The sequence below is a fragment of the Sphaerochaeta globosa str. Buddy genome (genome assembly GCF_000190435.1).
In the GTDB taxonomy this organism is placed as follows: domain Bacteria; phylum Spirochaetota; class Spirochaetia; order Sphaerochaetales; family Sphaerochaetaceae; genus Sphaerochaeta; species Sphaerochaeta globosa.
On record NC_015152.1, the window covers coordinates 420,345 to 433,236 of the forward strand.

The 12,892-nt window shown below is 40.4% G+C and carries 11 protein-coding genes and 1 pseudogene; 9 read left to right on the forward strand and 3 right to left on the reverse strand.

Going from position 1 to position 12,892, the window contains the following annotated elements; translation table 11 throughout:
• Window positions 1-9: 9 nt before the first annotated feature.
• The 7 genes from rfbC to SPIBUDDY_RS01970 all read left to right on the forward strand — a co-directional run bounded on the left by rfbC (window position 10) and on the right by SPIBUDDY_RS01970 (window position 7,982).
• Entirely contained in the window at window positions 10-561 is a 552-nt protein-coding gene (gene rfbC, locus SPIBUDDY_RS01940) for a dTDP-4-dehydrorhamnose 3,5-epimerase (RefSeq protein ID WP_013606078.1), read from the forward strand.
• A complete protein-coding gene (locus SPIBUDDY_RS01945) occupies window positions 554-1,705 on the forward strand; it encodes a glycosyltransferase family protein (protein WP_013606079.1) in 1,152 nt (383 codons plus the stop codon). Before rfbC ends, SPIBUDDY_RS01945 begins: the two co-directional genes overlap by 8 nt.
• Before the next feature lie 52 nt (window positions 1,706-1,757).
• Complete coding sequence (locus SPIBUDDY_RS01950) at window positions 1,758-2,657, forward strand: SP_1767 family glycosyltransferase (protein WP_013606080.1); 900 nt, start codon at window positions 1,758-1,760, stop codon at window positions 2,655-2,657.
• 124 nt (window positions 2,658-2,781) lie between these two features.
• Window positions 2,782-3,927, forward strand: a complete 1,146-nt coding sequence (locus tag SPIBUDDY_RS01955) for a polysaccharide pyruvyl transferase family protein (protein WP_013606081.1) — start codon at window positions 2,782-2,784, stop codon at window positions 3,925-3,927.
• A 124-nt stretch (window positions 3,928-4,051) separates the two neighbouring features.
• Complete coding sequence (locus SPIBUDDY_RS01960) at window positions 4,052-5,584, forward strand: lipopolysaccharide biosynthesis protein (protein ID WP_013606082.1); 1,533 nt, start codon at window positions 4,052-4,054, stop codon at window positions 5,582-5,584.
• Window positions 5,577-6,557 carry a glycosyltransferase family 2 protein gene (locus SPIBUDDY_RS01965; protein ID WP_013606083.1) on the forward strand — a complete coding sequence of 327 codons (981 nt, stop codon included), beginning with the start codon at window positions 5,577-5,579 and terminating at the stop codon, window positions 6,555-6,557. The genes SPIBUDDY_RS01960 and SPIBUDDY_RS01965 overlap by 8 nt, the downstream gene beginning before the upstream one ends.
• Window positions 6,558-6,602: 45 nt before the next feature.
• Window positions 6,603-7,982: a Coenzyme F420 hydrogenase/dehydrogenase, beta subunit C-terminal domain gene (locus SPIBUDDY_RS01970; RefSeq protein WP_013606084.1), complete on the forward strand. Its 1,380-nt coding sequence runs from the start codon at window positions 6,603-6,605 to the stop codon at window positions 7,980-7,982.
• A 191-nt stretch (window positions 7,983-8,173) separates the two neighbouring features.
• Here the strand turns inward: SPIBUDDY_RS01970 and SPIBUDDY_RS01975 are convergent.
• Together SPIBUDDY_RS01975 and SPIBUDDY_RS01980 are read right to left on the reverse strand one after the other, a co-directional pair.
• Window positions 8,174-8,659 (reverse strand): annotated as a pseudogene (locus SPIBUDDY_RS01975) (transposase); the annotation flags it as partial.
• A 24-nt stretch (window positions 8,660-8,683) separates the two neighbouring features.
• Window positions 8,684-9,286, reverse strand: a complete 603-nt coding sequence (locus SPIBUDDY_RS01980; protein WP_041380500.1) for a transposase — start codon at window positions 9,284-9,286, stop codon at window positions 8,684-8,686.
• 332 nt (window positions 9,287-9,618) lie between these two features.
• On the opposite strand from SPIBUDDY_RS01980, the gene SPIBUDDY_RS01985 reads away from it, so the two are divergent.
• Complete coding sequence (locus SPIBUDDY_RS01985) at window positions 9,619-10,773, forward strand: hypothetical protein (protein WP_013606085.1); 1,155 nt, start codon at window positions 9,619-9,621, stop codon at window positions 10,771-10,773.
• Window positions 10,770-11,882: a glycosyltransferase family 4 protein gene (locus SPIBUDDY_RS01990; RefSeq protein WP_013606086.1), complete on the forward strand. Its 1,113-nt coding sequence runs from the start codon at window positions 10,770-10,772 to the stop codon at window positions 11,880-11,882. The genes SPIBUDDY_RS01985 and SPIBUDDY_RS01990 overlap by 4 nt, the downstream gene beginning before the upstream one ends.
• Window positions 11,883-11,891: 9 nt before the next feature.
• Here the strand turns inward: SPIBUDDY_RS01990 and SPIBUDDY_RS01995 are convergent, their stop codons facing one another.
• Window positions 11,892-12,890, reverse strand: a complete 999-nt coding sequence (locus SPIBUDDY_RS01995) for a LacI family DNA-binding transcriptional regulator (protein WP_013606087.1) — start codon at window positions 12,888-12,890, stop codon at window positions 11,892-11,894.
• Window positions 12,891-12,892 lie beyond the last annotated feature (2 nt).

Sequence of the window (12,892 nt, forward strand, 5' to 3'; positions counted from 1 at the left end):
GGGATACAGGTGGGACAGTTTACATTCACCAGGACGGATATAGAAGGGGTGCTCATCATCGAGCCGAGGGTGTTCGGTGATGAGCGTGGCTACTTCATGGAGACGTACAACAAGGCCGATTTTTACAAGGCGGGCATCACGTGCGAGTTCGTGCAGGACAACCAGAGCAAGTCACGCAAGGGCGTACTTAGGGGGCTCCATTTCCAGAAGCAGTATCCACAGGCAAAACTTGTGAGAGTGACTAAGGGCGAGGTGTACGATGTTGCGGTGGATTTGAGGAAGGAAAGCCCCACGTATGGAAAATATGTAGGAGCTACACTTAGTGCTGAATTAAAAAACCAATTTTTCATTCCCCGGGGCTTCGCCCATGGATTCCTGGTGCTCTCCGATGAGGCCGAGTTCACCTACAAGTGCGACGAGTTCTATCACCCCGAGGACGAGGGTGGCATCAGGTGGGATGACCCGAGTATTGGGATTCAGTGGCCGGAAATTGGGATTGAGTATTGCTTGAGTGAGAAGGACAAGGCTTTATCCACTTTGATGGGAAGAAATGATGACTAATCTATCCATCGCTTATATAGATTTTGGTGATCGCTTCGATCCAAATGGAACAAGTGGAATTGAGCGAAAAAAACTATCACAAATATTTGAACTTGAGAAATTAGGCATTGTAAAACGACTGGCATTCAGCCCAAAACACAAGAAGACTATGTTTGGGAATTTGTCTAGGCTGCTTCCCTTTTTCCCAAGTACATTTTTCTTTACCTGTGATGTAAAACAGCTTGAGGGGCTTGATGTTGTATATTTTAGGAAGCCTTCATATGTAGATAGATATACGATTAATCTATTGAAAGATATAAAGAAGCAAAATCCAAAATGCGTAATTCTATTTGAGATTCCCACATATCCATATGACAAAGAAAAGGCAGGGTTAATCAAATACCCATTATTGGTCAAGGATCGTTGGAATAGAAGAATGCTCCAAAAATATGTGAATCGAATTGTTCTGGTTACTTCCAAAGAACGGACCATTTTCAACATTCCCACAATATGTACGATGAATGGAATTGATTTTGAGAACACTCTTTTAAGGGAAGTATCACCAATTGAACATAAGAATATTCATGCAATCATCATTGCCAATTTTGAATTTTGGCATGGTCTAGATAGAATAATTGGTGGCTTAACTCAGTATTATTCCGCTTGGAATGAAGAGAAGCCAAAGTTCACTCTACATATCGTTGGAGACGGCCCTGGGATAGAGAAAATAAAACAGCAATGCAAGGAAAACGTAATAGAAAAATATGTTTTGCTGCATGGTAGTCTCTCCTTTACCGAAATTTCTAAAGTGTATAATCAGGTTTCACTAGCAATAAATAGTATTGGGAGACACCGGATAACGGGAACAAGAATCGATTCCTCAATAAAATCACGGGAATATGCTGCTAAAGGCTTGCCCATTATTACAGAAAGAGGGATTTCTATCGATTATGTTCCAGAAAATTATCCCTATGTATTGGAGATTCCTGCTGATGAATCTTTACTGGATATAGAATCTGTTATTGCTTTTCATGATAGGATATATTCAGGAAATGATCCTGTGGTTATAGCAGATACTATTCGTGCTTTTGCTAAAGATAGATGTAGTTCAGAAGCAATGATGCGACCTGTTCTCACATATGTTCGCGAGATGCTTTTACAATGAATTATTCATGTATTGGCCGAGTGAGCTTTCTCCTATTGAAGGATTATAAAGTATGAAAATTTTAAAGAAAGTGAAATTGTTACTTGCCTACATTTTCTTTGAGCTGAGATATAGACAAAAAAAAAGAACGTTAGAATTTCCTCATGTCCTAAGCGATGAAGAGACTATTGAATACATAGTTAGTCACAATGCTTCTATGAGTCGATTTGGTGATGGAGAAATGCGTTGGATTATGGGAATGAACAAGAACACTTTTCAGGATAATTCGGCTCTACTTTCTCAAAGACTGCAAGAAGTTCTTTCAAGTGATGATGGAAATGTCCTCATCTGTATCCCTAACGTATTTGAGGCAGTTGGTTTCTTGCAATTGAGTTCAAGAGTTTTCTGGCGTAGTCATTTAGATAAAACTCGAGAATATTGGATGAATTCACTCATCCCCTATAAAATATATGGAGATAGCCTCCTGACTAGGCCCTATTTTATCTATAAAGATAAAAGTGGTGCAGGAAAAAGGTTCAAACATCTAGTTAGTATTTGGGATAAAAAAGATTTGCTGATAGTCGAAGGAGAGAAGACTCGTCTTGGGGTTGGTAATGATCTTTTCGATAATGCAAAGTCAGTAGCAAGACTGCTCTGTCCATCGGAGAATGCATTTGCAGTATATGATTCCATTTTAAGTACAACGATACAGAATTACCAAGGAAGGTTGGTTCTTATTGCATTAGGACCAACAGCAACAATTCTGGCATATGATTTATCGAAACGAGGTATTCGTGCTCTCGATATCGGACATATTGATGTTGAATATGAATGGTTTCTCCGTAAGGTGAAAGAACGAATAGCAATACCGGGGAAATATGTGAATGAAAGTGAACAAAAGTATATAAATGAAGAGTCTGTTTTATCTGGACAGCAAGAGTATCTGAACTCGATAGTAGCTAGAATTCTCTGATTCATACAGGTTTTTCACAATGAGTTGAACGATTTCGTCAGAATTCCTTCGGTTGTTCATGGTATGGCAGAGAAGAGTAAATTATAGTGTTTGTAAGTATTTTGAGAACGAAGCAGGCAGAAAAATGAACAAGAAAATTCAAGCGATAGCAATTATTACATTGAACGGATACAGCAATTATGGAAATAGATTGCAAAACTATGCCCTTCAGCAAGTCTTATTAAGATATTCAAATACTGTCGATACTCTTCTATTTGAAAAGCGTGCTGCATCAACGCATAATACAAGCAGTAATTCTATTCATGAGTTACTTGAAAGGCTTCAAAAGTTTTCATTTTCTAGATTGAACAAAAAAGTTTCTACCAAGGTACATTCTGTACTCTTCGCCAAACAAATTCAGAAAAATACCAACAGAAGAATCGCTAATTTTAAAAAGTTCTCAGAAACTTACATTCATGAAAAAAACTTGAGGAGTACACCTGGTAGAATGGGCGATTCTCTTGAAAGTCAGTATGAGTATTTCGTCGTAGGCAGTGACCAAGTATGGAACCCAAGATTCTCTGAATTCTCTGAGGCTTTCTTTCTTACATTTGCTCCACCTAGGAAGCGGGTTGCCTATGCGCCAAGTTTTGGCATCGAGAAAATTCCTGTCGAATTTCAATCTGCTTTTTATACTTGGTTGAAAGATGTACCGTTTTTATCGGTAAGAGAGAATTCTGGAGCAAAAATTATTAAGGATTTAATTGGTATCGACGTTCCGGTGCTACTTGATCCCACAATGTTATTAGCTAAAGAAGATTGGCTGACCATTGCCAAACAGCCATCCTTTGCTCCTACTAGTGCGTATATTCTGGTTTATTTTTTAGGCCACTTGCCGAAAGACTATGAAAGAGATATAAAGCGATTTGCGAAAAAAAACGAGATGGAATTGGTTTTTATCAACGATATGAGGTATCAGGAACTGTATTCGATTGATCCGAGTGAATTTGTATCTCTAATTTACAATAGTTCATTTGTCTTTACTGACTCTTTTCATGGAGTGGCGTTTTCTTTAATTCTGGAACGACCCTTTCTACCTTACCGAAGAATCGGGAAAACAAATACATTTTCTCGAATTGAGACTTTATTGGGTAAGTTTGCACTTGCTGAAAGGATAAGTATGCAGCTTGAGAACGACAACATTTGGGATATTGATTTCGATAAAGTAAGAGGAGTTTTGCTCAATGAAAGAAACTGTTCAGCTTCATTTCTCGATGCTTGTTTGACATAATGCGAAGTATAGTACGGTTATAATGGATTAAGTTGGCATGAAATTGATGAGATACAATAGGATAGGATTCTTTCGGCTTTGTGTATTTTTTAAAGGATGTGTTGTACATGACTGAGGTTCCAAGTTGAGTAGAATAGCAAATGCAAAACGTAATATTAGGTATGGCTATATCAATACCTTAGTTTCTCTATTTTTAAAGTTCCTAACAAGAACAGTGTTTATCTATACAATTGGAGTCACGTATTTAGGTGTAAATGGCTTATTTACTAATATATTGTCAGTCTTATCACTAGCAGATCTTGGAATCTCAACAGCCCTAAACTTCAGTCTCTACAAACCTGTTGCTCAAAAAGATATCCAAAAGATTAAAGCATTAATGCAGATTTTCAGGAAAGCGTATAGCATCATTGCTATAGTCATTGCAATCCTTGGCTTAGCACTTCTTCCGTTTCTTTCAATATTTATCAAGAATCCAATTGGGATAACACATTCTGAGCTGGTTCTATACTACTTGCTTTTTCTCTTCAATACGGTAAGTACATATTTTGTATCCTATAAATACAGCCTTGCGAATGCAGATCAAAGGAATTACATCGAGACAAATTTTCAAACAGCCACCATTCTCGTTACTTCTCTTGTTCAAGTGGCAGCCCTACTGATTTTTAAAAGTTTCCTTTTTTATCTCTTATCAGCGACAGTAATCGAGCTGTTTCATAAAATTCTAGTAAATATATATCTAAATAAGCGTTACCCTTACCTCGCTGAGCAAGTTGAAGGTACCCTAACTAAAGAAGAATTAATCCCGATCAAACGCAATATCAAAGCATTGGTTTTTCATAAGATTGGGACGGTGGCTGTCCATCAGACTGATAACATTCTTATTTCCACATTTATTGATGTTTCCACTGTTGGTATTGTTTCAAATTATGTTCTCGTAATGCATTCAATAACGTCTTTCATAAATATTGCGTTCAATGCTTTGGTTTCGGGATTAGGCAATCTAGTGGCTACTGAAGACCTTGAAAGGCAGTACACGATTTTCAAAGTATATCGATTTGTTGGATTTTGGTTATATGGTTTTTTCTCAATCTCTTTTGCACTTCTCTTAAGCCCATTTATACACATTTGGCTTGGAAAGGAGATGGTTCTAGCAAGTGGCGTAATCTATGTGATTCTTATAGATTACTATATTAAGGGACATCGAATTGTAGTGAATAATTTTAAAACTGCCGCTGGAGTTTTTGACCAAGACAAATATATCTCACTACTTCAGGCCATCGTTAATCTAGTTGTGTCTATCGTATTGGTCTTGAGAATTGGATTGATAGGTATATATATTGGTACGGTCGTACAGGGGCTGATATTCACATTTTCTAGGCCGGCAATTTTGTATAAGCATGTATTTAAAAAGAAAGCTTACTTATATTATAAAGATTCATTGTTCTATGTTGTTGTTTTGGCAATACCTCTTGTAGCATTGTTCTGGATACAGAAACAGTTTTTTTCTACAATCTCCATTCTAAACTTTCTCCTATTTGGTATGATAGACGTGGTCGTTGTTAATGGTGCATTTCTCTTTTTGCTCCATAAACGAGAAGAGTTCAGCTATCTTAAAAATTTATTTATTAAAAAATTGGGACGGAAATCGCATGTCTGATATACGTACTCCATTAGTCAGTATTATCACTCCTTGTTATAATGGGGTTTTATATCTCTCTCAGTTTTTAGAGAGTATACTTCATCAGAGTTATACAAATATTGAATTTATTCTCGTTAATGATGGATCAACCGATGGAACAGAAGAAGTAATACTCAGGTATAAAGAAAAGTTTGATAAAGCTGGTATTCGGTTTATCTATCTTCGGCAAGAAAATAAGGGACAAGCTGCAGCACTTAATCAAGGGCTCTTAAAATTCTCTGGAGAGTATCTTACATGGCCGGATGCTGATGACATTCTTGACGTACATAACATAAAAAAGAGGGTTGAATTTCTTGAAAGTCATCCGAAGTACAATGTTGTGTTATGTGATAGTGTAGTTATTGATCAGAGTCATACCATTATTCGACCGTATAAACGAATTCCTCCAAAAGGAAAGGACGCAATATTCTTAGATTTAATACTACAGAAAAATGTTTATTATGCGGGTGGGGCATATATGTTTCGAACTAGTACATTCATAGAATGTGTCCCTTCAAGGCAAATTTACGAGTCTCGAGGAGGCCAGAATTGGCAAATGTTACTGCCAGTTCTATACACTAATGCATGCGGGTATCTTCCTGAAACTTTGTATTATATCGTTGAACACAACGACAGCCATTCAAGAAATCTGGAAACTTTCCAACAGAAGGTAGACCGTACATTCGAGCATGAAGCTATTCTGGCAAATACAATTTTTGGCATTCCTGCTATGTCAGAAAAAGAAAAAATCTACTATCAGAAAATTGTTGAATGTAGGTATTCTAGGAAGAGGTTTAAACTCGCAGTAGTTGCAAAAAAGAAATTGGAAGCAATGGAATATTATCAAATATTGCGAAGTCGGAAGCAAGCAAGAATTAAAGAAAGAATCCTCTATGCTAGCCTTAATAATAAATTATTAGCATCAATATTCTCTTCAAAGATTAAAGGCTAAGCTATAGGGCTCTCAGTTTTATTTGGAATATAAGGTGGCGTTGATATGGATAAATCTTCAATTGAAAAAGTAATTGCTGGAGGATACTGCATAGGGTGCGGAGTGTGCACTGCAATCAAGGATTCTCCTTTTTTAGTGCAATACGATGAAGAAGAGAAATATCAAGCAAGAATTGTAGACAGAAAAGAAATCTCTTCGGCTGTACTTCAAAAGGCAGAGAAAGTCTGCCCATTTGCTTATGGTATACCCAATGAAGATGAGTTAGGTGCGACTCTTTACAGCAATGAAGCACGAATGCAGCACAATGAGTATTTAGGCTATTTCTTCTCTACCTATGCTGGCTATGTCGAAAAGCCTTTCTATCGCTCGAAGGGAAGTTCAGGGGGTATGGGTTCTTGGTTGGCCTGTACGATGCTCGAAGCTAAACTTATAGATTATGTTATTCATGTTCGGCATATGGAAGGATCTGATAAGTTGTTCTCCTATACCATTTCTTCGCGAAAAGAGGAGATTGAGCAAGGGGCGAAGTCAAAATATTATCCGGTAGAATTGTCGAGTGTACTTGAATATGTTCGAGATAACCCTGGGAAGTATCTATTGATAGGAGTCCCTTGTTTTATAAAAGCTGTTCGATTGTTATCAGAACAAGAGAAAATATTCAAAGAACGTATCGTATTTACCATGGGGTTGGTCTGTGGGCATCTGAAAACTGGAAGATTTGCCAAAGCTATCGGATGGCAAATGGGGATACATCCAGACAATCTGGAATCGATTGATTTTCGTGTTAAGTTGGATGGCTCAACTGCAAATGCTTACGGGGTTTCCGCGAAAGGGAAAGCAGATGATGGGCTGAAATCTTCAAGTATGAAAAATATCCTTATTAATAATTGGGGATATGGAATATTCCGTTATAATGCTTGTGATTATTGTGATGATGTGTTGTCAGAGACTGCAGATGTTACCATAGGGGATGCTTGGCTCCCAGAATTTGTTAATGACAACCTAGGTACTAATGTAATCATCATTAGGAATCCTCATATAGATGCATTAATCAACGAGCATATTCAAGAATTACATATCCAGCCACTATCTGCAGACAAGGTATTTCAATCACAGGAAGGTGGATTCAGACATAGAAGAGAAGGGCTTGCATATAGACTTTTCTTAAAGGACAAGGAACAAGAATGGAGGCCGAAAAAGCGAGTTGTTGCTAGTAATGCAATTTCTAGCAAACGGAAAAAGATTTATGAAATGCGTATACCTCTTCTGGGTAAGGTGAATGAGGCCTATGAACTAGCTTTAACAAATAATGATTTTAAAAAGTTCGAGCAAACTATTAAGCCTTACCTTTCAGAGTATAATACGGTGTATCGGAAATCATTTCTTGAGCGTTTACTTAGGAAACTAAAGAAAGTATTTAATTAGGGAGGCTCTTGGAAAATGAGGATTCATTGAGAATTTGAATCCATCCGACGATACTAATACCATTGATTAAGAGGAGCGAACCGTCCAATCAAGGGCTTCAAACGAGTAAATACGCCCGGTCCATCGATAATCGAGTGCAAGAAGACACACCTACCCCACGATAGGCGAATGCATCATTGCTCTTTGTGGTGTTACGCAGTTTTCTGGATGCCCGGCAGGATGCAATACTGCAGTATCATGATTGCAGCAAGGCACAGCACGCCGGTCATCAGGCAGTGGGAGACCTTCTCCGTCCCCCTGACCATGATCTTCGGCGGAATAAGCCAATCCTTGAGGTGGGAGTTGGATCGTTCGACGGTCGAACGGATCCTGAACCGCTGCTTTTCAGAGGGGGAGAGGACCCGTTGCTGCTTGCGCCGCTTGTTCGGGTCGATGATGGGCATCCTGCCGTTTCCGATGATGAAGTCCTTGATGGGCTTTGCATCGTAGGCGCTGTCCATCAGCGAGTACAGGTGTTTGATCCGCTGCCCGGTCATCCGCTCCAAGGGAATCGCCGCTTGGCTGTCATGTACGTTGGCACCCGTGACGATGGTGCTGACGGGAATGCCGCTGTCGGTGACATCCAGGTGAAGCTTGTAGCCCTTCCAATAGTTGCGGTTGGCCCTGGCTGTTGCGCTTGCATCCCCAGCTGCACTGGGAGTTCAATTCTTCGAATGCCTGTTCGGCAGTCTGGCCAAGTTGCTTCTGCAGAACGTTTTGCTTCTTGGTTTTCGACTCAGAGCTTTCTGGGCCTGCCGGGTTTCCCCCTCGGGATCACTTCCTTCTTCTTGTTCACGGCCTTCTCGCGCGCCTCGATGGCTGTGGAGTCCCCGGCTGGCATGACCCACGATGCGGCCGTCCAGATAGGAGCTTACCAGGGGGCCCAGCGCCTTCTCCATGAGTTTTGGGCGTGCATGGGATGCAAATTTCCTGCTGAAGGTGGCCTCACTCGGTACGGAGGTGAACCCGCAGACCTGCCGCAGCGACGGATCGCTGAGCAGGCGGTTGCGAAGCGAGGTGACGGTGGGAATCTTGAAAAACTGCTTGGCCAGGGCCGAACGGATCATCGCCGTCTCATCATAGCCTTTGCGCCCAAGCAGGCTTGCCTTGCCGTCGCACGCCGGCAGGAATTCCTCTAGCACCTGCAGCATCTGGATGAACGTACGGTGTTCGGCGGTCACATACCCTTCGAAAACCTCTTGGATGTCGAAAGAAATTCCGAATACCATCTGGCAACCGCCGAGGATTTCTGCTATGCTTTTCATGGACCTGCTCTCCTTCTAATTGTTTGTAGTTAATCATATTATAAAGGATTGTCAGGTCCATTTCTATACAAATATCCAAATAACGTGCTTGTTTGCAGCAAGGATGAGCTTCTGAAGCTGCCTCAAGTAGCTCAGAAGAATGAAAATATCAGGCATTTGCTATTTTGCAAGAGCCTCTAGGAAGTATTATTTTGGTATCTGGATGCTTTGACCGAGGTTTCTAGATGCTATTAGTGATATAATCAATTACTCTATGCCATTGATGTAACTCAGACTTTTTTGAATTGTGATCAGGTTATGTATCAAATAGGCAAGAAGGAATGTATTTATATATGGAATTAGCAGAAACAAAGCGGAATCTCATATGGCTTATTCAACTAGTGCTTATTGCACTCTTATCCACCTATATATATTCGAGTTTTTTTGTTCTCCCATATCGAAAAATTATCCAAGTTGCTCTTGCTGCAGTTCTTTTGATTCTTACTATTTGGGAATTGAGAAAACAGTTGGTAACTCAGGATTTGCTCATTGGGATACTTTTGCTGTCTAGTTTATTATATTTTCGCTTTGTTTCTCATGCAGGATACGCCTCTATTACAACAGGTTTTCCAATTATCTGTATAAGTTACTCTTTCGGTTTGTTATTGCGATACTCAAGACTGAACGAGATGCTTTTTAATTTGTTTTCAATATTTTTAGTGATACCTTTTCTCTATGCTTTTTTGATTCTTAAGTTCAGCCCAGAAGGCCTCTTTTATCAAATCAGTCGAAATGGAGTAGGGTATTTATTAGTTTTTTTTATTTCATTTCAGCTTTTGACGTATGTAAAACAGCAAAAACGTTATATACCGATGATACCAGTTTTTGGAGTATTAATTTCTTCATTCTACTCTCAAAGTAGAACGGGTTTTGCGATGGCTATATGCCTTCTTCTGCTAGTATTACTATACAATGTAAGTAAGCGTATCTCGCTCGTACAAAGCCAGCAAGGTTGGAAGTCTAAGATATTATGGCTTTGGGTAGTTGTGGGTATTTTGTTTTTGATTGGGATTGTAAATATAATATGGGAAATGCTTATGCATTCAAGATTTAATATTCTTGGATTCTATAGTTCTGGGAGAATTCAGTTATATCGACAATACTTCTCGGATCTAGATTTACGTACATTTCTAATGGGGCATAGACCTGATCCCGAGAATGTTACTAAATGGCACAACACCTACGTAACAATGCTGTCGTACTTCGGGGCTATTTCCTTAGTTTTCTTTCTTGCCGTAATTGTTGGATTCTTTCGCTTATTGAAACAGTCTTGGATGTTAGCTGGTTTGATGCTGATATGGATAGTATATTCACTGCCAGAATCAGTATCCCCATTTAGATATGGTGATTTTTTAATTATACCATTGCTCATGTTGGCGTTTCCCCCTCATCATTTCAATAAACCAATTTTTCCATTCTTGGTAAGAGAAAGGGATGTTAGCATATGATAGCTTCGAAAATACTCATACTTACTAACGACGTTGACTACCTCTATACACTGCGTTTGGAGACCATTGAAAAACTTCTCCAATCAGGGGCCTCTGTAGCTCTTTCGGCTCCTTCCAATGACCGAGTTGCATTCTTTGAGAAGTTGGGATGTACGTTCCATCCCATCGAATTTTCCCCACGGGGAAAGAACCCTTTCTCCAATCTGGGAGTCTTGCTGAAGTATTTTAAGCTTGTAAAAAAGATAAAGCCTGATGTTGTTCTGACCTATACCATAAAGTCAAATATTTATGGGGGATTGGTCTGCAGATTGCTCAAAGTTCCCCAAATAGCAAACATGACAGGGTTGGGCAAGGCCCTGATGGATGATAATCTCATCCAAAAAGTGGTGCTCTCGCTGCTTCGCATTGCATTCAAGAAAACTCGGACAGTATTCTTACAGAACACAAGAGATCTGCAATATTTCTTGGACCATTCCATTACAACCAAAGAACAATCAGTCCTCATACCTGGCTCAGGAGTGAATCTATCACGCCATCCCTTGGAACCCTATCCTCAAGATGATGGAACAGTTCGTCTCATCTATATTGCTCGTATTATCAAGGACAAAGGCATTGAAGAGATGATGGCAGCTGCAAAAGCTGTTCATCATAAGTATCCTTTTTTTACGTGTGATATTGCAGGTTTCATCGGCGAAGATGTGTATGAATCACAGCTAGCAGAATATTCAGCATCCGGAGCTGGAACCTATCTTGGTTTCCAAAAAGACATTCATAGTCTGATCAAGAGAAGTCATGCAGTTGTGTTACCTTCTTACCACTTGGAAGGTATTGCCAATGTTCTTCTGGAAGGAGCTTCTGCTGGGAGGCCGGTACTTTCTACCGATCATATTGGCTGTCGTGATACATTCGACGATGGAATATCTGGAATTATGTTTGCACCTCGATCGGTAGATGCTCTCATAGAAGCTCTCGAGAAGTTCATCAATCTTCCCTATGAACAGAAAATTGCAATGGGGCTAGCGGGAAGAAAGAAAGTTGAACGAGAATTTGACCGCGAGATTATTGTGAATGAGTACATGAAGGCTGTCGAAGTGATAGTAGGCAAGTAGACGATATTTCTACCCCTTGCTGCTCTGCCTGGGAATCAACTTCGACTGCAGTACATGCTGTGTCTTGGAGTAGTTGCCCGTATGTATCACCTGTTTGAGCAGACTCACTCCCAACATACCCATCTCCTGCAGCGGTAGTTCAAAGGTGGTAATCGGAGTTTGCCAGAACTCTGAGAAATCTCGGTTGTCAAAACCAACCACTCGTACCTGGCTTGGAATATCGTAGTGCAAGTCCTTGAGAGCTGAGATTGCTCCTGCAGCAATATAGTCATTGGCACAGAAAATCCCATCGGTTTGGGGATAGCCTTTCATAAGCTGTTTAGCAGCCTCATACCCATGGTTGAAATCGTAGTTGCCATAGTAGCTGTCGCTTGGCATCTGCAGATTCAATTCTTTGGCTCTCTGTGAAAACCCCTTCAGACGGTCTTGTACACTCAACCGGTCCTCAGGACCGCAAATCATTGCAGGATGGCGCATCCCGCAGCCATACAGATGCTCTGCCGCCTGATAACCTCCGGTAGTATTATCCACCACCACGCTGGTCATTTCCTGGGCCGCCATATTGATCGAAACAATAGGAATGTCAGGATTCTGCGTATCCAGATTGAAGTCCTTCCAAATTGGAATATGGTGACAGAACAGAATGCCCTCCACCTTATGACTCTTAAGAAAATTATACGCCTTCTTCAAGTCATTGCCGAACTCAACGCCGCTGACGAAGAAAAGGGAGTACTGTCCACCGGACAGGCCATGTTCAATACCCCGTACTATCTGGTTGACGAATGTCTCGGTAATATCAGCCGCCAAGCACCCGATAATCCCCGAATTCCCCCGCTTCATACGCGAAGCATTCCACGAAGGAACATAGCCAAGCTGCTCGATCGCCTCCAGCACCTTCTTGCGGGTGGCCTCACCGACAGGTCTTTTCCCATTGAGGGCATGCGTAACCGTAGCAGGGGAAACACCGGCAGCTTTCGCTACATCTACGATCGTCACTACTTCACGCATAT

Bases quoted from the DNA above. Each gene is read 5' to 3' on its own strand.
- SPIBUDDY_RS01980 (WP_041380500.1), bottom strand. From the start codon at position 9,286: ATGAAAAGCATAGCAGAAATCCTCGGCGGTTGCCAGATGGTATTCGGA.
- SPIBUDDY_RS01985 (WP_013606085.1), top strand. From the start codon at position 9,619: ATGGAATTAGCAGAAACAAAGCGGAATCTCATATGGCTTATTCAACTA.
- SPIBUDDY_RS01990 (WP_013606086.1), top strand. From the start codon at position 10,770: ATGATAGCTTCGAAAATACTCATACTTACTAACGACGTTGACTACCTC.
- SPIBUDDY_RS01970 (WP_013606084.1), top strand. From the start codon at position 6,603: ATGGATAAATCTTCAATTGAAAAAGTAATTGCTGGAGGATACTGCATA.
- SPIBUDDY_RS01995 (WP_013606087.1), bottom strand. From the start codon at position 12,890: ATGCGTGAAGTAGTGACGATCGTAGATGTAGCGAAAGCTGCCGGTGTT.
- SPIBUDDY_RS01955 (WP_013606081.1), top strand. From the start codon at position 2,782: ATGAACAAGAAAATTCAAGCGATAGCAATTATTACATTGAACGGATAC.
- SPIBUDDY_RS01965 (WP_013606083.1), top strand. From the start codon at position 5,577: ATGTCTGATATACGTACTCCATTAGTCAGTATTATCACTCCTTGTTAT.
- SPIBUDDY_RS01950 (WP_013606080.1), top strand. From the start codon at position 1,758: ATGAAAATTTTAAAGAAAGTGAAATTGTTACTTGCCTACATTTTCTTT.
- SPIBUDDY_RS01945 (WP_013606079.1), top strand. From the start codon at position 554: ATGACTAATCTATCCATCGCTTATATAGATTTTGGTGATCGCTTCGAT.